This is a genomic window from Rhizobium pantanalense (genome assembly GCF_030182525.1).
Lineage (GTDB): Bacteria > Pseudomonadota > Alphaproteobacteria > Rhizobiales > Rhizobiaceae > Rhizobium.
Genome location: NZ_JAQJCH010000011.1, coordinates 93,973 through 118,493, shown reverse-complemented (window position 1 = coordinate 118,493; position 24,521 = coordinate 93,973). Strand labels below are relative to the sequence as shown.

The following is a 24,521-nucleotide window of genomic DNA, read 5'->3' as shown; positions in this document are numbered from 1 at the left end:
AGTCCTCCCTAGAAAGCCGGGCGCCGGGCCGTCATGAATACGTTGACGAGGAGCGATGCCACGAGGATCAGGCCGAAAGCCATTTGCGTCACGAACCCTGTCACGCTTCCGAAACTGAAGGCGGAAAGCAGGTACGAGATGAGGAACATGTTCAGCGCACCAAGCGTCGACCCCAAAGCCCCCCCTCTCCCGCCAGCCAGGTTTGCGCCACCGAGCACCAGGGCGGTAACTGCCTGGAGCGTGTAGCTGCTTCCCTGGGTAGGATCGCCCGAAGAGATCAATGCCGTATAGCTGAGCGCGGCAAGGCCAACGAAGACGCCGCCGAGGAGATGGGCGCAGATGCGTACGGTGTCGACTTTCACTCCGCTCGTGTAGGCCATCCGTTCGTCGGCGCCTGTCATGCGGAGGTGGGAGTAAAAGGTGGTCCGGCGCATAACGGCCCAAAGAGCGAACGCCGCCAGGACGATAATCAGCACCGGAGATAAGATCGTGGTTCCTGCTCCCCACGTCATCATCCAGTCCGGCGCGACGCCGCCGGGCCTTGACATGACCATGAGGTTCACGCCTGAAAGGACGAGGAAGCTGGAAAGCGTGACGATGATGGGGGCGACCCGGACATAGATGATGATGAGCGCCTGCAGCAACTGGTACAGCGCGCCGACTGCTACCACCCAGCAAACCACCGCGAGTGGCGACGTGTAACCACTTGCCGAGAGCCAGCCGATCAGGGTGACGTTCACGAAACCCATCAAGGGGCCAACGGAAAGATCAACCGAACCGCGTCCTGCCATCACGATCGGTGTCAGGGCGAGCGTTGTGAGGATCAAAGGTGCTGCGACGATGATTGCTCCGCCTATTCCGGTTGCGGTGAACAGCCGCGGCGACAGCAAGGCTGCAGCGACGAGCAACACTCCGAAAAGAACGAACGGTACGGTCAGCGACCTGTCGAGCGCAGGAAATCCAAAACGTTGCGACATCAGTGTGCCTTTCTCTCTTTGGAGAATTCCATGGTGTCGGCAACCGAGCGGCCGAACATTGCAGCGAGAATGGTTTCTTCGTTGATGTCGGGGCCGTCGAGGGAGCGATGGATGCTCCCTTTGTGAAAGACATCGACGCGATCGGCGAAACCAAGAAACTCCTCGATCTCGCTCGAAAGGTAGATTACCGAGCCGCCACCTTCGGCAAACAGCCGAAGCTCGCGATACAGGTCGCGTTTGGTGTTGAGGTCCACGCCCCGAGCAGGGTCGTTAAGAACGATCACTCTGGGATCATTGGCGAAGGCGCGGCCGATCAGGACCTTCTGCTGGTTACCACCGGAAAGGGACGTAATCCGGTTGTCCGGGTGGCCGATCTTGACGCGGAGCCGCTCGACCTCCCGGGCAAACGTCTGCTTCAGCTTTTTCCGCCTGATGACACCGAACGGCCCCAGGTTCTTCTGATAGATACCGATGGCGAGGTTCTCGAAAATGCTCTGCTGCGGGAAAATTCCTTCCCGCTTCCGGTCTCCGGATACGTACACAATGCCCTTGTTCGCGGCGTCGTCGAGCGTGCTGACTTTGACGAGACCGGTGCTTTCCCTGTTCAGGATCCGGACCTCCCCTCCGAAGGGCGAGATAATCCTTGCGACCAGTCGCACGAAGGCGTCCTGGCCCTGGCCGTCCAGTCCCGCGACGCCCACGATAGAACCCTGCGGAAGGACGAAGTCGAACGGTTGCGATGCCTCCTGGGCGCGCGCGCCATGGACGGAAAGAGCTTCCTTGCGATCACCCGGCAGGCCCGGTGCAGACGTTGAAGCAGCGGCGGAAATCTGGCGGTCTTGAGGGGTCATCATGCGCAGGAGATTGGCCTCGGTGATCTCGGATTTCTCAAGGACACCGACAGTGAAACCGTCTCTCAGTATTGTCGCCCGATCGGCGATCCGGACGAGCTCGGCGATGCGGTGCGTAACGATGATTACCGCGCACCCCTCGGACCGGAGTCGATCGATCTCTTCGTGGAGGCGGACGGTCGCGTCGAGATCGAGTGCCGCCGAGGACTCGTCTAGGATCAAGATCTTGGGGTTCCTCAGAACGGCCCGGGCGATAACGATCCATTGCTTGATGCTGAGCGGAAGATCACCGACGTTCTGCCGGAGATCGACAGGCTTTCCCACCAGGCGGTCGAGGAGGCTTTGCGCAGCGCTTTCACATTCCCTGGAGGCTTTCCGAAGCGAGAACAGGTCCTCGCTTCCTACGAAAAGGTTGTCGAGGACACTCGCTTCATCGGCGACAAGGACTTCCTGGAAGATCGTAGCGAGACCAACCCCTTTGGCATCGACTGGCGAGGTGATGGACTTGCCAAGGATCAGGACAGATCCTGCATCGGCAGCGATAACGCCGGACATGATCTTCGCCATGGTGCTCTTGCCGCTGCCATTCTCGCCAACGATCGCGTGCACCTCCCCTGCCTTGGCGGCAAAATCGCATTTCTTCAATGCCTTCGTTTCGCCAAACGATTTGGCAACGGCCGTCATGCTTACGGCGACGTCTTTCGTCATGCCCATCCTCCCTTTAGGCAGCAGCAGATCGCGCCAGGACATCCGATGCCCGGGCCTCTTGCCGATTGTGACTGCCGTCTTTGAACGCTCCGAGAACTCGCTCAGTGAACTACAGAATGACAGATTGTCTGATAATCTGTCAATAGTGCCGCCATGCCCATATCGGGATGTCGGGTTGATTTCGATGAAACCGGTTGGTCGCTCGACGCCCTCAAAGTTCCAAAAGCATGTTGTCACGCAACTGACGTCGGTCGGAGGTTCTCGAGCGGAGTTCCGCCCGATCTGAAGCGATGTGGCAGCCATCGCGATCAGGACAGGACCAAAGCACTATTGAGGGTGTCCGGTAATCCGAAGAGGCAACCGTTTTGATTGGGGCATACGGAACATCCCAACCTCCGCGCGTCGAACGCGGCAAGTGCCATTCGATCATCCAGCCTTCCCCGCTGGGGAAGCGGGCAGATCGAACTCATCGTCGATCGGCCCTTGGCGCGCGCAACCGTGGAGATCACGGGAACTCTTCGAAGTTTTCCTTCGCGGGGTCGTGAGCAAGCCACGGCCTGGCGTGGGACAGCCAGACGTTGGACATAGGAACCGAACCAGGATCAGTGTCAAAAGTGCCTGCCCGCAGCACCTTCATCTTAGGGTTGGCAGGCCGTTCGGCATAAACGTGCGAACCACACCGTGAGCAGAACCACCTCAGTTTTCCAGGGGTCGACTCAAAGCTGTGAAGGACGTCCTCGCCGGAAATCAGCTTGAAGTTCTCACTCTTCACCTTGGCGGCAGTGTTATGATCGGCCGCATGGGACTTTCTGCACGTCTGGCAGAAGCAGTTCCACATCGGGCCGTCCAGTTCCGACACTTCATACTGTACCGCTTTACATTGGCAAGATCCGAGGATCGGCATCTTCAAAATCCTTTCATCGCTTTATCGAGTTGTGGCTGTCGCGCGCTTGCAGAAAGCCACCGCTTCAAGTTCCGTGCGGCCTGCCGGATCCTGTCTTCATTCTCCACGAAAGCCAGCCGTACGTATTCGTCACCCATCTCACCGAAACCGATACCCGGCGAAATCGCGACCTGTGCCTTCTCGAGCACGAGTTTCGAAAACTCCAGCGAGCCAAGGTGTCGGAAATGCGGGGGTATCTTCGCCCATGCGAACATCGTCGCCGCAGGAGCTGGAACGTCGAAGCCGGCATCGGCAAAGGTCTTCACCAGTGTATCTCTGCGCGTCCTGTAGATGTCTCTTGCCCGCGCGGCGTCCTCCCCGTCCGAGTTTAGGGCATGAGCGGCGGCGACCTGTATCGGCGTAAATGCTCCGTAGTCCAGGTACGATTTCACGCGCGTCAACGCTCGGATGAGCCGTTCGTTACCCACCGCAAACCCAACGCGCCAACCGGGCATCGAGAATGTCTTCGACATCGAGGAGAATTCGACGGCCACGTCGATCGCGCCGGGGACTTCGAGAACAGACGGCGGCGGGGGACCGTCGAAGTAGATTTCAGCGTAGGCGATATCCGACAGAACGATGAGATCGTGCTTCTTCGCGAAGGCGATGACGTCCTTATAGAAATCGAGCGTCGCGACGCGAGCGGTGGGGTTTGACGGGTAGCTTATGATGAGCGCCAGAGGCTTCGGTACCGAATGCCGCACCGCCATTTCGAGAGCTTGGAAGAAGGTCTCATCCGGCTCGACCGGTACCGACCTTATCACGCCCCCTGCCATGAGAAATCCGAACGTATGAATCGGATAGGAAGGGTTCGGACAGAGAATGACATCCCCGGGGGCGGTTATGGCCTGTGCCATGTTCGCAAACCCCTCCTTGGACCCGAGCGTCGCAACAACCTGGGTATCCGGATCAAGCTTCACATTAAACCGGCGGGCGTAATACGCAGCCTTGGCGCGGCGAAGCCCGATAATGCCCTTGGAAGCCGAATAGCGGTGCGTGCGCGGATGCTGCACCGCTTCGCATAGCTTGTCCACAACCCAGCTTGGCGTGGGAAGATCGGGATTGCCCATTCCAAGATCGATGATGTCGACTCCGGCCGCGCGCGCGCTGGACTTGAGACGGTTCACCTGCTCGAAGACGTAAGGGGGCAAACGCTGTATCTTGTGGAATTCCAACTTCTGGTTCCTTATCGTGGGTCCTCCGCGCCGACGGATGAAGCCGGCGCGGAGGTCGCGGGACAACTTGGGAGGTCGTCGATTACTTCTTCGGCCGCCAGGCCAGCGGATCTTCCGGGCGCTCGAAGTACTGTGCTGCTACGTCCGCGGGCCACCATGCATCGCCCTTGGGCTCGATCCACGCCGTGGAGTTCGGATCGCAATCTTCCGGAATTGCTTCCTTCACATCGTCGATCGTGTAGGGAAGAGCCGGTCGCAGGATCGACTGGATCTTCGGCCCCTGGCCTTGGAGCGTCCTCATCATCACGTCCCACACCAGGCGGGCGTCAGCCCGCGGCGGCCAGAAATGGAAGCTCTGGCTGATGAAGTCGGGATTATTGCGCCAGTAGCACGCCGCCGACGCCTCGCCGCCGAGGACGATTGGCATCATGTCGCGCCCGGACTGCTGGACCGCGTTGACGACACCGTTTTCCGAGGCCGACTGGACGAGGATACCAGCGATTTCGGTAGGGTTGGTCGCGAGGAATTTCTGGACTTCGACCTGGGCGACCTGATCGGTCCACTTGCCGGCGACATCGCCCACGACGGTGATGTCCTTATACTCGTCGAACGCCTTCTTGGCACCGACATTGAAGCTGTCGGATGATGCGAAGCCCGGGATGCCCGAAACCGTCAGTACGTTGCCCTTGCCGCCGATTTCCTCGGCCAGCCATTTCGCGGCCGTATAACCGCCCTGGGTGTTGTTTTCGGTCGCATTGATCGCGTAGGGCGATGTCACGTAACCCGAGAACGAGAACACCGGAACGCCCTTGGAGTGCGCGTATTCGATGGTCTGGTTGATGGCCGTTACGTTCGAGCAGCAGATGATGATAGCATCGACGCCGTCGTCGACCATCTGGCGCATCTGCTGGATTTGCGTCGCGTCCTTCAGGTCGGACTGCGTGACGACAAGCTCAGATACCAGTCCAGCCTCCTTGTATTTCGGAAGCAGAACCTCGTTCAATTCAGTGAGGATCTGGGCACGCCACGTGTTGCCTGCATAAGTGGATGCGTAGCCGATTTTCCATGGCGGCGGCCGCTTCGCCACAAAATCCTTGAGCGGCGTACCACCGAGGGGAATTGCCGGGTCCACGAGCTCGTAAAGCTGCTTCTGGTCCGGTGGTAGCGAGTCTAAGCCGTCCGCGAATGCGGCGGTGGTCATCAGGCCTAGCCCGGTGAACACGCTCAATGCGGTGTAAACCTTCTTTAGCATGTGTAGGGTCTCCTCCCCTCTGTACATCCGCTACAGCAGTTGACGCCGTTGGCGTCGAGCCACGGAATTGGTTAAAAGTGTTTCGATTTCGGATTGGTGGCGGGCGACTTGCGCCGCCCGCGGAACGGTCAGTTCCTGAGGCCAGCCTGTTTCAGCAGAGGCATGACGCGGTCGTTGAAGAACGGCAGCTCTTCGTTGTAGTCGACCATTGTGAGAAGCGCGCCGTCGACGCCCGTGTTGCTCAATGCGACGAGCTTGTCGGCGACCTGTTCCGGCGTTCCGACGATCGGGTAGCCGCCCCAGCCAGCGATGAAGCGCTCCTTGAACTTCTGGTACATCTCTGCCGAGTGGTTCTGTGACTGAACCTGAAGAACCTCGCAGATGTTTTCGCAGGCTTCCCAATCGCCCTTCTGGTTCACGTAGTAGTCGTAGTAATCCCGGGCTTCCTTTTCGGTCTCGCGAACGACGACCGGGCACGCGGTGAAGGTTCCGAGTTCGCGCTTGTATTCCTCGCGAGCCAGCTCCTTCACCTTCTTCACCCACGCTGCGCCCGATTCCATGTCCTGCATGAAGCCGAAGTTGAAGTCGCAGAACTTGGCCGTGAAGTGCAGGCCCTTGCCCGACGAACCGGCGCAGATGAGGACCGGGCGACCCGTCTCTTTGTTATAGGGCTTCGGCTCGCTGAACGCGTCTTTCACCTTGAGGAACTGGCCGTCAAAGGTGACGCCGTTCTTCGTCCACAGAGATTCGACGATTTCCATCCATTCCGTGGCATATTCGTAGCGGGTGTCGTGTTCCATCATCGGAACGCCGAACATCTCCATTTCCGGGGTAAACCAACCCGTCACCAGGTTCAGGCCGTATCGGCCCTTCGAAATGTTGTCGATCGTCGTCGCCATCTTCGTCGCGACGATCGGGTTCAGGGTCGGGATATGTGTCGTCGAGAAAAACTGCAGCTTCGTGGTCACGGCAGCCAGGGCCGCGGCCCACGTGAACGTGTCCATGTTCACGCCGTTGAAGTTCGTCGGCCCGCCGAAACCGCGCCACCGGGCGATCGGCACCATGCATTCCCAGCCGGCCGCTTCGAGCTTTTTGGCAATTTCGACATTGTGTTCGAAGGTCGGTTCGAACGTTGATTCCGCGGTGGTGATGGCGCAAGCGCTGGAACAATTCGTTCCGAATACGCCAAGCTTCAGCTTGTTGCCGTTAAACATCGGGTTTCCGGCGGCGCGGAAATCATCGCTGGTCGTCATATTGAAGTGTCCTCCACAGAGTTAGTCTGTTCCCGGCCCGAAAGCCGGGCACCGATTAGATACCCATGTCCTCGAAGACTTCCTGCGCGACGCGGAAGCTGTCGATCGCCGCGGGCACGCCGCAATAGATCGCGACCTGAAGGAAAACTTCGCGAAGCTCGTCCTTGCTGAGGCCGTTATTGATCGCGCCGCGAACATGCAGCTTCAACTCGTGGGGGCGGTTAAGGGCGGAAATCATGCCAAGATTGAGAAGGCTGCGCGAACGGCGGTCGAGGCCGGGCCTGTTCCAGATCTCGTTCCAGCAATACTCGGTGACAAGCTCCTGCATCGGCCAGTTGAACTCGGTCGCCTTGTTTACCGAAGCGTCCACATATGCACCGCCGAGAACCTCCCGACGGGTCTGCAGACCCTTTTCGAACCGTTCACTGACGGGACGCCCATTCACTTGCGATTTCATATCGGTGGCAATAGTCACGGATCAAACTCCTCATTATCGGCCGAAAGGCATTTGGTGGATGTCATAAGCCGAATGCTCGGCCAAACGTTTCAGGCGGCAGCATCGATCAGCGCTGCCGATCTAACCAATTTCCCGTCCTCGTAGAGGAGCGGGGCAATATTCTCGATAAACCGGGCCTCGATGACTTCCCCGAGAACGACGTCATGGGTGCCAACGGAGACTGCGGAGTTGAGGCTGCAAACGAATGCGGCCTGGGCGTCGCCGAGGACGGGAACTCCGCCAGCCCCGATCCACTCACCGTGAGCGAACCTCTCCTCTCCCTTCAGTTTTCCACTGAACAGCGGAACCAAAGGCGCATGGCTAAGATGCAGCATGTTCACTGCGAATTTCCCCGCCAGCTTGAGCGGGCCGCTGATCGAAGCCGATTGGTTGATGCAAACCAGGAGGGTCGGAGGGTCAGCCGTCACTGACTGGACGGCGGTTGCAGCCATGCCGTAACGGGCACCTTCCCATTCCGTCGTGATCAGGCAAATTGTTGATGTGAACCGGCGTAAAGCAGTCTTGAACGCCGCTTGCGCTGCTATTTCAGCACCAGCCATCGTTACCTCCCCCAAGTCATTCCTGACCTAAGATAAGCAGATTGGCAGACAATCTGTCAACACGTTTTGTTAGTCATTGACAGATTGTCTGCGAAAATGTTTTCTTGGGCAGTGAAAGAGGAGACGATTATGGATCTGGAATCGAAAGTCTGTGTGGTGACCGGGGCTGGCAGCGGGATCGGGCGCGCAACAGCTGAACTGTTTGCGCGCCAGGGCGCTAAGGTTGGCGTCGTCGACGTCAACATCGATGCAGCACGAGACGTCGCCCGAGAAATTGGGACGGATGCGATCGCGTTAAAAGCCGATGTGTCTTCCTCCGCCGAAGTCGAGGCGTTGGTCAGGTCAGTTAAGGAAAAATGGGGGCGTATTGACGTTCTCGTCAACAACGCGGGGTTCGGAATGACGGGAAACGTCACCACCATCGCCGAATCCGACTGGGACCGGATCATGGCGGTGAACGTGAAGGGGATCTTCCTCTGCTCGAAATACGTGGTTCCGATTATGGCGGAACAGGGCAACGGATCGATTATTAACACGACCTCATACACCGCCGTGTCAGCCATCGCCAACCGCACGGCCTACGTGGCGTCGAAAGGCGCGATCTCGGCACTCACGAGAGCCATGGCACTGGACCACGCAAAAGACGGGATCCGCGTCAACGCTGTCGCCCCCGGGACGATCGACTCGCCCTATTTCACCAAGATTTTTGCGGAAGCGGCGGACCCACAAGCCTTGCGGGAAGACTTCAACGCCCGTGCAGCCTTGCACCGGATGGGCAACCCGGAAGAGATCGCCGAGGCGATGCTCTTTCTCGCTTCGGACCGCTCGCGGTTTGCGACCGGAAGCATTCTCACAGTCGACGGAGGATCGTCGATCGGTAACCACTTGGTGCGCTGAAGCACATAGGTGCTAGCAGGTGCCTCCTTCTTGACCACGGGAGGCATTTTTACTGTGGTACTACGTGTCGGAAACACAGAGACCCGCAGTGGGAAAAGATAGAGATCACGCGCAAAGCTGCGTGATCAAGACCCTGCGATGAGACGTCGCTACGGCGCTTTATAGTCGCATCGCCGCGCCTGATCCTTCCCCCAGATATCGCGGGAATTTTCCCAATCCACACCGGAACTTCTCGGGAGCGCGTGAGGGATGCCGCCTGCGATGCCGGCCGTGTCATCGCCGGGACGCCAATTGCAAAGCCTCGGTATGCGCCCGCCCGCTTTCGCATGCGATCGCCCGGCGGCTGCACCGGGCGACGAGAGTCAATCCAACCGCTCAGCGAGCGGCGTGCCGTACGAAATCGAGCCCTTTGACAAGATAGCTCCGGAAGAAGTTCGGGTGTTCGCACATTGGAAAGTGACCTAGTCCGCCCATAACGAGGTGGAGGCATCCTGGAATAAGTTCGGCGAGCTTGGCACCGTCGGCCGGCGTGGCTGAGTAGTCATAGTCGCCCGAGAGCAGCGCCACCGGGGTGCGTGATGGGTCAATACGGGGAGCTGTCACTGCTCCGTCGAACTCGTCGCTGTAGAAGGAAAGATCGCCTGGGTAAACTCCGGGTGCTCCCTGCGAATAGATCCAGCTTGACCTCCTGCGCTCCCCTGCGGGGCTCAGTGGGCTCATGATCCCTCTGACATATGCCGAGTTATGAAGTGAGCCGTGTACGTTTACGTTGTGCTGGTATGGGTTCCGTCGTCCCTTGGAGCGGAAAGGTGGCTCGATCGCTACGATCCCGAGGATATGCTCCGGCCGTTCCGCCGCGAGAACCAGCGACATTGCCGCGCCCATGGACCCACCCGCGACAATCGCCTTTTCGCGAACCACCTGTTCGAGAATGGCCGTGCACCATTTCAGGTAGAGCGATGCCGTGAGCTTGTAGGGTGCTCCGTCCCACGTCAGCGGCGGCATGGACCGACCGTGGAATGGTAGGTCAACCGCGATCAGCCTGTAGCTTTTCGCAAGCTCGGTGTCCGCCAGCTGAGGCATGAATTGGCGGCTATCTGCTCCGGCGGTGTGAAGAAACAGGACCGGCACCCCCTCACCTGCTTCTTCGTAATATATTTCATGGGGGACGTCATCGATATTGACGACGGCATACTGCCCCCGAATTTGACGCAGGTCGCGTTGCGCACGCTCCGCTGTCATCTCGGGGGACGTGACGACGAGCTCGAACACCCGTTCGAGAGCCGGGCGTGCTTTCGCGAGGTCGAGCGGTGAGCCGGCGATCTCGAAGAGAGGATTTGCAAGCTGCAACGCCGTGAAGGAGTGAAAGGTCGCCGGCGGCGGCGTCATCAGAACCTGATCCCAGGCGTCCGTGGTGGCCCTCACTGTCACCTGGGGGGCACTGCTTTCCCCCGAGATCTCCGCGCCGCCTTCAGCGAAATCGAGGGCGATCACCTGATCGCCGACGTAGAAGGCGATCTTTATCGTCAGGTCCGGAGTGAGCCGGGGCAATTCCTGATCCCCAAGAGCCTCCGACATGCGGGACCGCAATTCATTAAAAATGCCCAAAGCAACCTCCCTGTTCGAGCGAGCGCCAGGCCGCACGCGTCGGCAGCGCCATGACTTCGAATAAGCAGATTATCAGACAATCTGTCAATACCGGCTAATGCCGCTTCTTCAATCGCCGTGGTTTTCAGAGGTTTTACGCAGGTAGTCCAACGCGACCTTAGCCGCCATATCGATGTGGTACTTGCAGGCTGCGGCGGCTTTCGGTCCGTTTCGGTCGGTAATGGCCGCAGCGATCTCCTTTATCTCTTCCACACTGTGGTTCAAGCGCCCCGGCTGCGTCATCGACGTCATGCGCAGCAGCGTCACCCGATTGTGGAGCGATGTCAGCATTTGCTTGACGAAGACGTTTCCGCTCCCTTGCATCAGGCAGTCGTAAAACGCGGTTTTCGCCTTGATGAGCCTGCTACCGGCGCCGTTTGCCGCGGCTTCCGCAAACTCAGCAACCGCCTCATTGAGTGTGTGGATATCCTGGGCGGTTCCGTTTTCAGCGAATTCCTTTCCAGCATAGCTCTCGAGCAAAGCCCTGACGCTGTAAAGCTGAGCGGCTTCTTCGTAAGTGATAGTGCTGACGACGGGGCCGCGGTGCGGATAGCTGGTAATGAGGCCCTCGGCCTCGAGTTGTCGAAGCGCCTCGCGGATTGATGTTCGTCCGACACCGATCGACTCGCAGAGTTCTCGCTCAACGAGGCGCTGACCCGGCTTGAAACGGCCGCTGGATATCGCCTGCCGCAGTTTATCCTCTACCTGAGTGCGCAAAGTGGCACTCTGCCGTGCAATCTGTAAATCCATATCACCCATAGGATCCAAAAGTCCGTTTTACCAAGGCCGGAACCGGCCGCGCAAGTCATGGTACTATATGGTGGGTTATCCCGATGAGACAACCCGATTGTCTGACGAAAACGAAGAACACCCACGCCTGGCCTCTTACCGGACATTCCATGCGTCCCCATTACCGTAGAACCTTTGCAAATGCGAGATCCGGTGACAGCGATGGGAAACTCGTCAGGACTGCGGGATCGTGGCCTGGAACGAGTACTCCGGACGGTCCTGAAAGCTCACGGAGAGTTCGGTATCCCTCCAGTACGTCGGCGTAATCGGCGAAAAGCGGAAAGACGTCGTCATGCGCTAGATAGCGTTGAAAATGGAGTGCGTCCGATGCGATAACGACGACGTCATTGCCATCGTCCAGCCTCACGACCTGAAGGCCCCTAGAATGACCGCCGACGAGATGGATAGTGAGCCCCTCCATAATCTCGCCGTTCCCGTCGTGGAAGCACACCCTGCCGGAAAACGTCAGGCGGACCGCATCGACTACGGCGTCCACCGCAAAGGGACGCCGAAGACGATCATGGCACATGCATCGTCCTGTACCGTAGGCCATCTCCCGATCCTGCAAGTGGAACAGGGCTTCGGGGAAGTCCGCAAGGTTTCCCGCGTGATCATAGTGAAGATGCGTGATGACGACGTCGGTAATGGACGATGCGGAAATCCCGAGCTGGCGAAGCGCCTCGACCGGATGGATCAACATGGTCCTCCCGCGCCTTTCAGCCTCCTGCGGGCTAAACCCGGTGTCAACCAGGATCAGACGTTCACCATGGCGGATCAACCAAACGAAATACTCGATCCTGCCCGGGGCGTCGTGGGGATCTCCTGCTTCCAGGCCGAGTTCGCCAACGGGCCGAACCGCAGTGCCGTAATGTATCGCCAGGACTTTCCAGTCGGTCAAATTCTCGCTCCTTCCGCAGGCTTAAGGAACCAGCAGATGCCGGATCACCTCGCCACGGTCTAACCGGTCGAAGGCCTCGTTGATTTCCTCAAGCGGGCCAGTGCTGGACAACAGTCTCTCCACGGGCAACCTACCCTTGAGGAACAGGTCGATATAGCGGGGAACATCGCGCGAAGGTACGCAGGACCCCATGTAGCTGCCTTTGATGACGCGTTCTTCCCCGACAAGAGGAAGCGGCGAGATCTCGAATTTGGTGTTCACGTTCGCCAGACCCGCTGTGGCCGTCGTGCCGCCGCGCCGCGTAATGCCATACGCGGTTTCGAACGCTTTGCTCGACCCTGCCATCTCGATGGCGTAGTCCACTCCCCCGCGGGTCGCTTCCTTGACCTCGCCGATGACATCCGGCGTGGTTGCCAGGAAGGTACGCGTCGCGCCCAGCGCCTTAGCCAACTCAAGCTTCTCCGGCATCAAATCGATGGCGACGATCTCGCTTGCCCCGCTAGCCACCGCTCCGAGGACGGCCGACAACCCCACGCCTCCCAGGCCGATGACGGCGACCGACTGCCCCGGCTTCACGCCACATGTATTTACGACGGCACCGACGCCTGTCATCACGGCGCATCCGAACAAGGCCGCCATGGTGACGTCCACGTCTTTGGTGATCTTGACGACCGAGTGCGCCGACACGACCGCGTATTCCGAAAACGCCGATACGCCGCTGTGATGGTTGATATCGTAGCCCCGAAGACGGATATGCTTGCTACCGTTCAACAATGTCCCGGCGGCGTTTGCGCGATAGCCCGGCTCACAGAGGCTTGCGCGTCCTCCCGCGCAGTAATCGCAGTGTCCGCAGATGGGCAGGAACGACATCACGACGTGATCGCCAACCTTCACTGTATCCACACCGGGTCCGATTTCTTCGACAATGCCGGACGCTTCATGCCCCAACGCGACAGGCAATGGACGGGGGCGGTCGCCATTTATCGCCGACAGGTCGGAGTGGCACACACCAGCGGCCTTGATTTTGACCAGGACCTCAAGATTGCCCGGAGGCGCCAGGTCGACGGTCTCGACACTGAGAGGCCGCGAACTTGCATACGGCTTGGGAAGCCCTGACTCTCGGAGAATGACTGATTTCATCTGCATTGTCGCGTATTCCTATCTCGAGAGCATCTGCATGGCGGCGGGTACGTAGCGGAAGCCTTCCCCCTCCCGGGCGACGTTGCCGAGCCCGGGCCACGCAAAGTGATAGGACATCACTGGTATGCGGTCTGTCGCGAGCATATCCAGCACCCGTGTGCGCGACCGCGCCGAGAGCTTGGGATCGGTATCGTACTTGAACTCCATCCACGGGCGTTCCATCAGCAGGATATGATGATGGGTCAGATCGCCGAGGAAGCAGAGCCGATCGTTGCCCGACTGCATGAGGAAGCAGAAGTGGCCCAAGGTGTGGCCTGGAGCGTGCACTGCCTGCACGCCCGGCAGAAACTCCTGACCGTCCACGAAATGCGTTATCCGATCACGGTGTGGAAGAAGGTTCCTCCGGGCATTTTCCACCTGGGCCTTGAAACCGTCATCAAGCTTGCCTCCGTCGGTCCAGTCATCGAAGTCGCTTTCGCTTATGAAGATCTCCGCGTTGGGAAAATTAAGCTTGCCGTCCTGATCGCAAAGTCCGCCGGTGTGGTCGATGTGTGCGTGGGACAACACCACGGCATCGACTTCCAAAGTGTCGATCCCTGCCTCCTGCATGCTCTTCAGCAGGCGACCGGTCGTCGGCCCGAAAATCTTCGACGTCCCCATCCCGGTGTCGAACAGGATGGTCTTTCCGTTGATTTTGACCAGCGGGATGTTCTGCTCGAGGGTCACCGACGAACTGGACAGGAAGTTCCTGTCGAGCATTTCCGTCACCGTGGCTGCGTCGACCCCGAGGAAATTCTCCCGTGGGTCGCCCAATTCCAACGGTCCGTCCGAAAGTACCGTTATTTCGCCGCTTCCGAACTTGAACGGATAGAAATAGGGCAACTTAGTCTGATGCGCTTGGTCATTGAGCACGCCGCTTATCCTCCCAGATTGGCTGCACCATTTGACAGATTGTATGAAAATCTGTCAACACAATAGTGGTGATTGTCTACGAAGTCAGGAAACGATCGAAAGCACGTGACCCCTTGGCCTGCCGATGTTGAACTGTTCGATCTGCTGCATCAGCCGCTGGGTCTCTTTTGTGAGTTCCTGGGTGGCGGCGTGGGCTTGCTCGGCGATGGCAGCGTTTCGCTGGGTGCTGTCATCGATCTCGCCAACGGCCTGGTTCACTTCGATAAGCGAAGCCGCCTGGTCCCTGCTCGCCGCAGCGATAAGCTCAACCCTTTCGGAAATTCCGGCAACATTCGACGATATCGCAATCAGCACCTTGCCCGCCTCGTTCACCAATCGCGATCCCGAGGCGACTTCCTCGCTTGATCTTGCTATGAGTTCCTTGATTTCCTGGGCGGCTAGAGCCGACCGCTGGGCAAGTTCCCTGACTTCCTGGGCCACGACAGCGAAGCCCTGCCCCGCTTCTCCAGCTCTCGCGGCCTCGACACCGGCATTGAGTGCCAGGAGATTGGTCTGGAAGGCAATCTCGTCGATGACGCCGATGATTTGCGAAATGCGCCCGGAAGCCGCTTCTATTCGTCCCATAGCGTCAACCGCGTTCGTGACCACTGAAGCAGACGCATCCGCGGCCTGCTTGGTTTCTTTTACCAGCTGGGCTGCGGCTTGTGCCTGCTCTGTCGAGGAACGCACCGTCGCGGTGAGTTGATGAACAGCGGCCGCGGTCTCCTCCAACGACGCGGCTTGACGCTCGCTGCGGCGGGAGAGATCATCGGCGCCACTGCTGAGGTTGTCTGCATTTTGCCGAATGAGCACGATGTTGCCGCGAAGTTCCGACATCGTCGCCTGCAAACGCAGCAACGAATTGTTGAAGTCCCGTCGCAATTGTTCCAGCCGCCCGGAGAACGGTTGATCGATCGTGCTCGAAACATCACCGTTGGATAACCTCTCCAGCCCAGCGGCAAGACTGTCGACGGCGTCGCCGATCTGTTTGTCGATCTCGGCTTTCTCCGCCTCGTTGTGCCGACGTTCAGCTTCGGAAGCCGATCGTTGACGATCCGCGTCGTTCTCGATCTCGATCTTCCTCGCGGCATTCTCCCTGAAGACACAGAGCGCCCGGGCCATTTCTCCGAGCTCATCAGCGCGCTCAGAACCGCCGATCTCAATGTCAAGGTCCCCTTCCGCCAAACGCCGCATGTCGTCGGTCAACTGGACAACAGGTTTTTTGAAAGTCGCAATCATCCCGAAGCCAGCGAGAAGTGCGACGAGGACGCCGGCAAATGTCGTGATGAGGCCAATGCCATTCGCGTAAGCCGTCTCTTCAATGGCTCTTGCGCGCTGGGCGTCGGCAAACGTCGTGAGGTGGCCCCATATGGTGTTCAACTGGTCTGTCGTTTGCCTATATTGCGCACGCCTCACTTCCGAGATCTCGACGAGCTTCGCACTGTCTTGCGTCATACCCTCTACCGCCGGCGGCACCGTATTCTGGACTGCCTTGAAAAGGTCGAGGTCGGAAGCGGCACTCCAGATGTCCAATATCTCCTTCTTCGTTCTGTCAAAGTTCTGGACGAGCTGCGCACGGTTTTGTTCGGTAGGGTCGGCTATGAAGCGCGCTAGGTTTATCCTGATGAGATAGCTGGAGTCTGAAAGTCTTCGGCTGCCGTCCAAGGCGCTGCTGATCTTCGCCAAATGTTGGTCGAGACCTGCGAACTCGACGATTGCTTTCTTTGTTTGCTGGTTCGCTACCGCGTTAATCGCGACGGAGATTTCCTTGAACGCGGACATTGCGGTGTCGAGGCCTACGGTGTTGTCCGATGAAGCGCCCTGCGACAGAAGTTGTGTTACGCTTTTCACCGCGCCATCGACCGAGCTCGACAGTTTTGTGGCGTCCGATGGCAAGGAAGCCCGCAGATTTCGGGCGCTCCGACGCAACTCGCCCACTTTGCCGCCCAAATATTTGAGTTTCAGCTCGGTCGTTCCGGCGGATTGGTAGCCCGCGGCAAGATCAAGGAAGAAGGTTGCATAGCCTGTCACCCTGTCGGCATCGCGCAACATCGATTTGGCGGCGCCCTCGGACTGCTCGCCGGACTTCCTTAACTCGTCTGCTAGCCTGAGCATTTCATTCTGCGACCAAACCAGCGATTCAGAATGATTGGCGATCGAGCTTATCAGTTTCTCTTCGCTTTCATGGATGCTCCAGAGAGAACCAAAATTGTTCACCACGTCCAGCATAATCGCGTTTGCCGACTGGAGGCCTTCGCTTTCCGCCGTAGCTCCGGCATTCGTCACCAAAGCCTGCAGATGCGATTGCTGCGCGAGCAGGTCAGCCTTCACGCGATCGCGCCTTTCTTCCGACGCCTCGTCGAGAAACTCTCTCATCGAGGCGGAGACGTCACGGAAACCCGAGAGCACCTGCATCACCTGGCTTGAGGTTTCCAGGCGGCTTTGTAGGAGACCCGCGGCGTAGTGCCCCAAAAACCCCACCGCGCAAATACTGATTATGAAAGGCAGTACGAAAATGATTACTTTTGTCTGTAGCCGGAAACGGGACAACAGCCTGTCCATTGTGGTCCATCCTTGTCCATAGGCGGTGAAGAAGCTTCATCAATCGGGATCCGCCTCCGATGGAAGCATCGAATCATCAATGACGACACGAGGCTGCGCGACTGAGGATTGTCTGTCAACAGATTGTCTGATAAAGCATGTTTAGGTTATCAAATTGTCTCGCGAACTTGCGCAGGAATAACTCCAGAACCGGCGATGCCGCAGCCGGCACAACTTTCACCGCTTACATCGATCAAACCGCGATGTCCTTGTTTTCAGTGGAAAGCGGTGACGGCATCTCGGCCATGTGAAGACTGCGAACATGTCGTCGTCGTGGTGACGGCGCCTTGGGGAACAAACGGGTCCTTCTCATGGATGGACGGCTCCACGGATGACGCCGACCTCACCAGCTTTCCCAATATGCATATCGAGATGCCCGATCTGGGAACGGTAAGTGTTGAGATTGAGGAAGCAGAGAAGATGACTGATACGAGAGCATTGCTCGATAATATGACCTTGGCCGAGCAGGTCTCGCTACTTTCCGGCGATACGTTCTGGTCTTTACCGCCCATCGACCGCCTAGGGATAGGGAGATTGCGCTTGACGGACGGCCCCAACGGCGCCCGCGGGGCGGGGTCTTTTGTCGGGGGTGTGACTGCAGCGGCTTTCCCGGTAGGCATTGCCATCGGAGCGAGTTGGAACCCGGACCTAGCCAGGGAAATCGGCAGTGCGCTAGGTGACGAGGTTCTTTCCAAAGGGGCCCATGTCTCGCTGGCGCCGACCGTTAACATCCAGCGCAGCGTCACAAACGGCCGAAACTTTGAGTGTTTCTCTGAGGATCCGATACTGACGGCGGAACTTGCCGTCGGCTATATCGAAGGTCTGCAGTCCAAGAAAGTGGGTGCCACGATAAAACATTTCGCTGGCAACGAGTCCGAGATCGAACGTACAACCATCTCTTCAGATATCGATGAACGCACTCTGCGCGAAGTCTACCTAATACCCTTTGAGGCGGCGGTGAAGCGGGCAAAGGTCTGGGCCGTGATGTCTTCATATAACAAACTAAACGGTACTTACACGGCGGAAAGCCATTGGCTGTTGAACGAGGTACTGCGCGGTGGCTGGGGTTTTAACGGCGTGGTGATGTCGGACTGGTTCGGCTCGCGTTCGACCGCACCCACCGTGAATGCTGGGCTGGATTTGGAGATGCCGGGCCCGACCCGCGACCGCGGCTCCAAGCTTCTGGCGGCGATCGACGCGGGCGAGGTAAGTGTCGAGACCGTCCGCGCCTGTGTGCACAATATCCTGACCCTGATGGAACGCACCGGCGCAATCAACGATCATCGCGAGTTTAAGGAGTACGCCATTGATCGGCCGGAACATAGGGCACTCATCAGGCGCGCGGGAGCGGAAAGCGCAGTTCTGCTACAGAATGACGGCATCCTGCCATTGGCTCAGCAAGGTACGGTCGCCATCATTGGACCCAATGCCAAGATCGCGCAGATTATGGGAGGCGGCTCGGCGCAGTTGAGCCCCCACTATGTCGTCAGTCCGTGGCAGGGGCTGGCGGACGCCCTGGGTGAGGAGAACGTGTTCTACGCTCAAGGTTGCAGCAACTATCGGTTTCAGCCGCTGATCGAAAACCCGACAACCTTCGAATTTTTCCAAGGGAGGGAGCTTGCTGGCGAGCCCGTGAAGGTTATCGAGGAACCGTCGAGCCTCGGTGTATGGTTGCCCCCCGTGGCCGGGGGCACCGTCGATCCGCATCGCTTTTCCGCCCGAATGCGCACCGTCTTCACAGCCTCAGAAGCCGGCGGCTATCGCGTCGGCCTGACCTCGGCGGGGCTTGGCCGTGTCTATGTGGACGGCAGGCTTGTGGTGGACGCCTGGGCTTCCTGGACACGTGGTACCACATTCTTTGAAGAAGGCTGCGAGGAGGTCGTGGGTGAAATCACGCTCGAAGCCGGCCGTAAATACGAGGTCGTCGCCGAGTACGCCCGGCACGATCACGTCAACCTCTATATCGCCGCAATTCGGGTAGGAATAGGCAGGTTTTCGGCCGAAGCGGAGATTGCCGAGGCAGCAGCCGTCGCCGCGAAGGCTGATCATGCGGTAGTCTTCGTGGGCAGAACGGGCGACTGGGATACCGAGGGCTCCGATCTCCGCGGCATTGCGCTTCCTGGTCTGCAGGACCGGCTTGTTGAGGCGGTAATTGCGGCCAATCCGAACACGATTGTCGTCCTGCAAACTGGTGGACCGGTGGAAATGCCCTGGCTTTCCAGTGCTCGTGCAGTACTGCAATGCTGGTATCCCGGCCAGGAAGCTGGCAACGCGATCGCCGATGTCCTCCTCGGCAAGGCCGAGCCCTCGGGCCGACTGGCACAGACCTTCCCCGTGCGCTGGGCTGACAATCCCACACATACCGAGGATGACGCGGTCTATCCAGGCAAGAATGGCCATGTGCGATATGACGAAGGTGTGTTCGTTGGATATCGGCACTACGATCGCCAGGACATTAAGCCACTGTTCCCCTTCGGTCATGGTCTTGGTTATTCAAGCTTTGCGATGTCAGACCTGACGGTAGGGCTGCCGGATGCTGCCGGCGCGGTGACAGTGACACTGGGATTGACCAACGTCAGCGAGCGGCCAGGTTCGGCAGTGGTGCAAATCTATGTCGGCGATGTTGAAGCATCTGTACCCAGACCGGTCAAAGAACTGAAAGCCTTCTCGAAAATCGCCCTGGAACCCGGTGAGAAACGAAGGCTCAGTTTCATTCTTGACGCCCGAACATTTGCCTTCTTCGACACGACCGAGCGGTGCTGGCGGATAGAGACGGGGGGATTTGCAGTTATGGCTGGGTTCTCGGCCACCGACATCCGTTTGAGTGGAACTGTCACGCAAAAGGGCGCTGTCTTAGCGCTCTAATCGTGCAGAGAATCAAAGACTACGTTTGGTGGTGGTTGAGTCCTAAAATGAGCGCAGTGCGGTGAAGCTCGGTGAATGAGTGAAAGAATGGCTCAAGACGGGCGATATTGTCATCGACAGGAAGGATACCGACCTTCATAGGCGGCGAAGATGGCGTCGGAAGCGTTGGCGGACACGTTCGCGACAGCGTCGGTCCTACAATTTTTTTGATGCCTTTCGCAGTCTCTCGAACTGAGCTCACGCTTGTCGCGAGATCGGAATCGTCAATCGTATCGAGGGCTGCCACATTCTCGTGCAGTTCGGCTCGACCGATCTCCTTCAGGACATATGTATCGAGCAGAAATTTCAAGCTTAGTCATCCAGCGCGCTACGATCGGGAGCACCGATCGACACGAGCGATATCGTATCCACCGTGCGAAGATTGCGGACAGCAAACTTGGATCTCGATGGCCCAACCCTGATCATTCCTGGCAATGCGAAATCTTGTTTTCGGACGCGGAGCCACGGACAGACGCCGTCGCTCTGTGCGGAAACTTGAGCCTGCAGCCCTCTCCAGGTATCTATCGGTCGAGAGCGCAAAATTACAGGCACAGGATGCGGCGATGCTGAAAACCGACACCCGCCAAGCAAATTGGCGCCGTGCTAATCCAGCGAAATATGATGCTCATCTTGCTGTACAGCGAGCCGTAAAGGCAGGCGAGCTGGAAAAGCAAACATGTGAGGTCTGCGGGATTGAAACGGTCGACGCCCATCATGATCAATACGACGACCCTTTAAAGGTGCGCTGGTTATGCCGACGGCATCACACAAGGCTTCACCACTACGGCGAGGATATGTTTCCGATCAGGAATGGCCTTTAGGTGCGGTCCGCCGATCGCTCTTGATTTCAGTTGGCGTTCCCGCGTGACTTGATGTCTAGCAACGCGATGAAGGCGCACATTGCTTGTTGCGTAACTTCCGCCATGTGATGATTTCGTTCGACTGCCCTCCGGATAGGATTGACGCGAAGGCATTGCCCTCGCGCCCTTCTCTACCACTCAGTCCAACAGGCTAAGATGTAGTGGCTCAGGAAAATACGCGAAGCCCTCTCCCGCTATGCCAACGTGCCCGTAGCCCGGCCATGGGAAGTGGTAGGACATGAAGGGTATTCTATTGGAGGCCAGCATTTTCAGAATGCGCACACGCGATTGAGCTGACAGTTTGGGATCGGTATCGAACGCAAATTCCATCAAAGGCTTTTCGAACAGAAGCACAGGATGATGAGTGAGGTCGCCGCCATAGCACATTGTCTTTCCTGCTGACTCAATCATAAAGCAGCTATGGCCGAGTGTGTGTCCAGGAGCGCTAATGGCATGAATACCAGGAAGAAACTCTTGTTCGTCCTGGAAAAAAACCATGCGGTCCCGCACGGGTTTGAGGTTGTGGATCGCGGCTTTAACTAGACCGTTGAGATCGCCTCCAAGTTTTTTCTCGTCGGTCCAGAAATCGTAGTCGGTTTGGCTGATGTACACCTGGGCATTTGGAAACGTTGGTTTCCCGTCGTCGCCCCAGATTCCGCCGACGTGGTCCCAATGAGCATGCGAACAGACGACAGCGTCAATATCTTCCAGCGCAATATTCGCGGCGGCCAAGCAAGACTTGAGACGGCCAGTCGTCGGGCCAAATTGCTTAAGCGATCCCATCCCCGTGTCGAACAAAATCAGCTTGCCACCGATGTTTACGACAGGTGCGTTCTGAGCGAGAACGACCTCATCCGTGGGCAGGAAGCTGTGGTTTAGCATGGATCTTATCTCGTCGGCTGGGACGCCGAGAAAGCTTTGTGTCGGGTCGCCGAGCGGAAGTGGGCCATCTGATACGATGGTTACCTGGGCGTCCCCAATGGCAAATCGATAAAAGTCCGGAGCTTGTGCCCCGGAAACGGGGCTCGCCCCAGCGTGAGCCGCTACACTGTTCGCACCCAAAACGGCTCCACTCAAAGCAGCTCCCCCTGCCAATAGTAAGTTGCGGCGGTCGATCTCGAAACGTTCATTTCCCATTTCACTCCTCCCCATCTGTAAAAATGCGTCTGCAGACCGCGCTTGTCTTGCGACGGATTTCGGCTTTGTCTGCATCGGAAAGGTATCAAGTGGCAGGTCTAGGACAATTGAATTGCGAGTCCATTTCAATGAGCATCGCTCAACAAATGATCTCGCTCGGACCTGCGATTCATCAATCGAAACAACCGGTTTCGGGGTACCGCGTTGGTCCGGCCATCAGATCTCGTTGGCTTTCGGTGAGTTCGAAAGAACTCTTGGCTCCCTGACTGCGGGACGCGGCTCGCATCCGAATATCGGCAAGATTATCGTGGATCGCCTTGGCTGCCTCATTGTTATGTGAGTGGCTCTGCGTCAGGTCGCCAACGGTGTTCATTAAGCGGTCGGAGGATAGATGTTACCTCTTCCCTCGAAGAGCGCACCGCTCCTGAGGAAGAAGCCACGGAAAACCGCGAGGACGTAACGATCTTCGGGTGGGCGCTACATTTCTTCCCGGGCATATTGCGGAGCCAGCAGCATGCTTCTGAAGCGCGTTGCCAGCCCGGCATTCCGCCTTATCCGACATGGTTACGACCGTAGAATGGCCGACTTCTCTACCGGCCGCCTACGGTCGCACGTCATAGGAAGCCGATCGAGATCCAGGGCACCGCTGCGACGATCGCAAGCCCGAGAAGCAGGGCGATCATGTACCCCCACAGCGGCTTTATGCCTTCCACTGGGTTCACACGGCCGATTGCACAGGCGGCATAATAACCGACGCCGAACGGCGGGAGGAACAAGCCCACTCCCATGGCGAGAATGACCACGATCGAATAGTGCACGTCGTGGATCCCTAATCCCTTGGCGATCGGAAATACCAGGGGTGCGAACAGAACCACCGCGGGAATGCCTTCCAGCACGCTACCGAGCACAATGAACGCGACGATCGACACGATCATAAAGATCGGCGCTCCTCCGGGTAGACCCGCCATCGTCTGAACCAGCCCCCGCGAAAAACCCGATTGAGTCAGGCACCAGGCCACAGCCGTTGCCGCCGCGATGATGAAAAGGATGGCTCCGGACAAGACCGCCGTTTCCACCAGCATCGGACCCACCCGCTTCCAGTCGAACCGGCGGTAAATGAGGAGGCCTGCCAGCAGCGAGTAGGCAATGCCGATTGTCGAGACTTCCGTGGCGGTAGCAACGCCTTCGACAACCGCTGTACGGATGATAAAAGGTAGGGCCAAAGCCGGAAGCGCAATCAGGAATGTGCGAAAGATCTCCCTGGCTGGCGGCTTGCGAAAACCCGACATGTCCTCGTTGCGATAGCGCCACCAGACGACAACGCAAAGCATCAATCCGCAGACGAACGCCGGCAAAAGACCGCCTATGAACAGGGCAGAAATCGATACGCTCGTAACCGATCCGATGGTGATCAATACGAGGCTCGGCGGGATCGTCTCCGTCTGCGCACCCGTAGCCGCAAGCAGGGCCACGAGATCGCCGGGCTTTGATCCTCTCGCTTTCATCTCCGGGAACAGTGCCGGGGCGACAGCAGCCATGTCGGCGGTCTTCGAACCCGATATCCCAGACACCAGATACATTGCCGCGACGAGGACGTAACACAGGCCGCCTCTGACATGTCCGAGCAAGGACGCCAGGAAGTTCAGCATCGCTTTTGCCATGCCCGTAACCTCCATCAGCATACCCAGCAACACGAACAGCGGGACCGCTAGGAGGAGAAGATGCGACATTCCCTCATCAAGCCGACCCGCGATCACGCTTATCGGACGGCTCGTACCCAGAGCCACATAACTGATGGCAGCGAGAGCGAACACGAACGCGATTGGTACGCCGCTCAGCACACCTAGTGCGATGAAGACTACGAAGAAAAGCACGAGGTTCCAGTTGCCCATCGCCATGATCAACGGTTTCGCCGCAATCGCCAACCCTATCAAGCATGCGGCTACAAGGACCCCGATCAGGAAATCGCTCAGCGTGATGCGCTGAAGGGCATTGGTCACGCCAAGGATAAGCATCAGGCCAAGTCCGATCGGAAGACCAAAAGAACGCCATGCGACCGACACTTCCATCGCGGGAGTGACGACCGGAACTTCATGAAGAGCGTAGGCCGTGGCCTTGGGCAGAAGAAGCACGCAGACCGAAAGGCAAAAGACAAGTGCAGCCACCTCCAGTCTTGCCCTTACGACGGGCGGCATCGCGTCCGCGATAACGCCCATCCTCATGTGCTGTCCGCGGTGAAAAGCGAGGACCGCGCCCACGATCGAAAGCCAGAGGAACAACATGGAGGCGAGCTCATCCGACCAGATGAGCGGCTCGCCCCATGCATAGCGGGCGAAGACGCCCGCCGACAGCACGAGTACCTCGACAACAACAAGTGCTGCGGCGATCAATTCAATCAGGCGCACCAGGCGCGTTTCAGCTTTCGCCAGGACTGGCCACGCGCCGATCACCGGGGGGCTGACATTTTCAGAAGTAGCCATGT

Annotated in this window: 20 protein-coding genes; 3 read left to right on the top strand and 17 right to left on the bottom strand. The window is 58.2% G+C overall.

Features of this window, described 5'->3' with window-relative positions; all coding sequences use genetic code 11:
- Window positions 1-8 precede the first annotated feature (8 nt).
- From PH558_RS26165 to PH558_RS26130, 8 genes are all read right to left on the bottom strand, one after another.
- Entirely contained in the window at window positions 9-977 is a 969-nt protein-coding gene (locus PH558_RS26165) for an ABC transporter permease (RefSeq protein WP_015341907.1), read from the bottom strand.
- Complete coding sequence (locus PH558_RS26160) at window positions 977-2,536, bottom strand: sugar ABC transporter ATP-binding protein (RefSeq protein ID WP_179613264.1); 1,560 nt, start codon at window positions 2,534-2,536, stop codon at window positions 977-979. Before PH558_RS26160 ends, PH558_RS26165 begins: the two co-directional genes overlap by 1 nt.
- A gap of 505 nt (window positions 2,537-3,041) precedes the next feature.
- Window positions 3,042-3,440: a GFA family protein gene (locus PH558_RS26155; protein WP_285207398.1), complete on the bottom strand. Its 399-nt coding sequence runs from the start codon at window positions 3,438-3,440 to the stop codon at window positions 3,042-3,044.
- 2 nt (window positions 3,441-3,442) lie between these two features.
- Window positions 3,443-4,693, bottom strand: coding sequence for an LL-diaminopimelate aminotransferase (locus PH558_RS26150; RefSeq protein ID WP_244441500.1), 1,251 nt, complete (start codon window positions 4,691-4,693; stop codon window positions 3,443-3,445).
- Window positions 4,694-4,736: 43 nt separating this feature from the next.
- Window positions 4,737-5,906, bottom strand: coding sequence for an ABC transporter substrate-binding protein (locus tag PH558_RS26145; protein WP_179613263.1), 1,170 nt, complete (start codon window positions 5,904-5,906; stop codon window positions 4,737-4,739).
- A 128-nt stretch (window positions 5,907-6,034) separates the two neighbouring features.
- Window positions 6,035-7,159: an LLM class flavin-dependent oxidoreductase gene (locus tag PH558_RS26140; protein WP_013984726.1), complete on the bottom strand. Its 1,125-nt coding sequence runs from the start codon at window positions 7,157-7,159 to the stop codon at window positions 6,035-6,037.
- A gap of 55 nt (window positions 7,160-7,214) precedes the next feature.
- Window positions 7,215-7,616 (bottom strand): carboxymuconolactone decarboxylase family protein, encoded by a 402-nt coding sequence (locus PH558_RS26135; protein ID WP_018328914.1) that lies wholly within the window; start codon window positions 7,614-7,616, stop codon window positions 7,215-7,217.
- Window positions 7,617-7,705: 89 nt separating this feature from the next.
- Window positions 7,706-8,215, bottom strand: coding sequence for a flavin reductase family protein (locus PH558_RS26130; protein ID WP_013984728.1), 510 nt, complete (start codon window positions 8,213-8,215; stop codon window positions 7,706-7,708).
- Between the two features lie 129 nt (window positions 8,216-8,344).
- Here PH558_RS26130 and PH558_RS26125 point away from each other — a divergent pair, with 129 nt between their 5' ends.
- On the top strand, window positions 8,345-9,112 hold the full coding sequence (locus PH558_RS26125) for an SDR family oxidoreductase (RefSeq protein ID WP_004130089.1): 768 nt from the start codon (window positions 8,345-8,347) through the stop codon (window positions 9,110-9,112).
- Between the two features lie 375 nt (window positions 9,113-9,487).
- Here PH558_RS26125 and PH558_RS26120 read toward each other — a convergent pair whose 3' ends face one another.
- From PH558_RS26120 to PH558_RS26095, 6 genes are all read right to left on the bottom strand, one after another.
- Window positions 9,488-10,720: an alpha/beta fold hydrolase gene (locus PH558_RS26120; RefSeq protein WP_015341911.1), complete on the bottom strand. Its 1,233-nt coding sequence runs from the start codon at window positions 10,718-10,720 to the stop codon at window positions 9,488-9,490.
- A 108-nt stretch (window positions 10,721-10,828) separates the two neighbouring features.
- The gene (locus tag PH558_RS26115) at window positions 10,829-11,518 is read right to left on the bottom strand and encodes a GntR family transcriptional regulator (protein ID WP_004130085.1); all 690 of its coding nucleotides are present in this window, start codon (window positions 11,516-11,518) and stop codon (window positions 10,829-10,831) included.
- A gap of 151 nt (window positions 11,519-11,669) precedes the next feature.
- A complete protein-coding gene (locus PH558_RS26110; protein WP_179613262.1) occupies window positions 11,670-12,446 on the bottom strand; it encodes an N-acyl homoserine lactonase family protein in 777 nt (258 codons plus the stop codon).
- 21 nt (window positions 12,447-12,467) lie between these two features.
- Window positions 12,468-13,592: a zinc-dependent alcohol dehydrogenase family protein gene (locus PH558_RS26105; RefSeq protein ID WP_013984731.1), complete on the bottom strand. Its 1,125-nt coding sequence runs from the start codon at window positions 13,590-13,592 to the stop codon at window positions 12,468-12,470.
- 12 nt (window positions 13,593-13,604) lie between these two features.
- Window positions 13,605-14,498, bottom strand: a complete 894-nt coding sequence (locus tag PH558_RS26100; protein ID WP_015341914.1) for an MBL fold metallo-hydrolase — start codon at window positions 14,496-14,498, stop codon at window positions 13,605-13,607.
- An 84-nt stretch (window positions 14,499-14,582) separates the two neighbouring features.
- Window positions 14,583-17,099: a methyl-accepting chemotaxis protein gene (locus tag PH558_RS26095; RefSeq protein WP_015341915.1), complete on the bottom strand. Its 2,517-nt coding sequence runs from the start codon at window positions 17,097-17,099 to the stop codon at window positions 14,583-14,585.
- A gap of 459 nt (window positions 17,100-17,558) precedes the next feature.
- Between PH558_RS26095 and PH558_RS26090 the strand changes: the two genes are divergently transcribed.
- Window positions 17,559-20,003, top strand: coding sequence for a beta-glucosidase (locus PH558_RS26090; protein WP_179613320.1), 2,445 nt, complete (start codon window positions 17,559-17,561; stop codon window positions 20,001-20,003).
- Between the two features lie 19 nt (window positions 20,004-20,022).
- Here the strand turns inward: PH558_RS26090 and PH558_RS26085 are convergent, their stop codons facing one another.
- The gene (locus tag PH558_RS26085) at window positions 20,023-20,352 is read right to left on the bottom strand and encodes a hypothetical protein (RefSeq protein WP_004130061.1); all 330 of its coding nucleotides are present in this window, start codon (window positions 20,350-20,352) and stop codon (window positions 20,023-20,025) included.
- A 253-nt stretch (window positions 20,353-20,605) separates the two neighbouring features.
- On the opposite strand from PH558_RS26085, the gene PH558_RS26080 reads away from it, so the two are divergent.
- Window positions 20,606-20,863: a hypothetical protein gene (locus tag PH558_RS26080; protein ID WP_041678048.1), complete on the top strand. Its 258-nt coding sequence runs from the start codon at window positions 20,606-20,608 to the stop codon at window positions 20,861-20,863.
- 177 nt (window positions 20,864-21,040) lie between these two features.
- On the opposite strand, the gene PH558_RS26075 is transcribed toward PH558_RS26080, so the two are convergent.
- Window positions 21,041-22,039, bottom strand: coding sequence for an MBL fold metallo-hydrolase (locus PH558_RS26075; protein WP_004130059.1), 999 nt, complete (start codon window positions 22,037-22,039; stop codon window positions 21,041-21,043).
- Between the two features lie 614 nt (window positions 22,040-22,653).
- Window positions 22,654-24,519 carry a TRAP transporter large permease gene (locus PH558_RS26070; RefSeq protein WP_028003112.1) on the bottom strand — a complete coding sequence of 622 codons (1,866 nt, stop codon included), beginning with the start codon at window positions 24,517-24,519 and terminating at the stop codon, window positions 22,654-22,656.
- Between the last annotated feature and the right edge of the window lie 2 nt (window positions 24,520-24,521).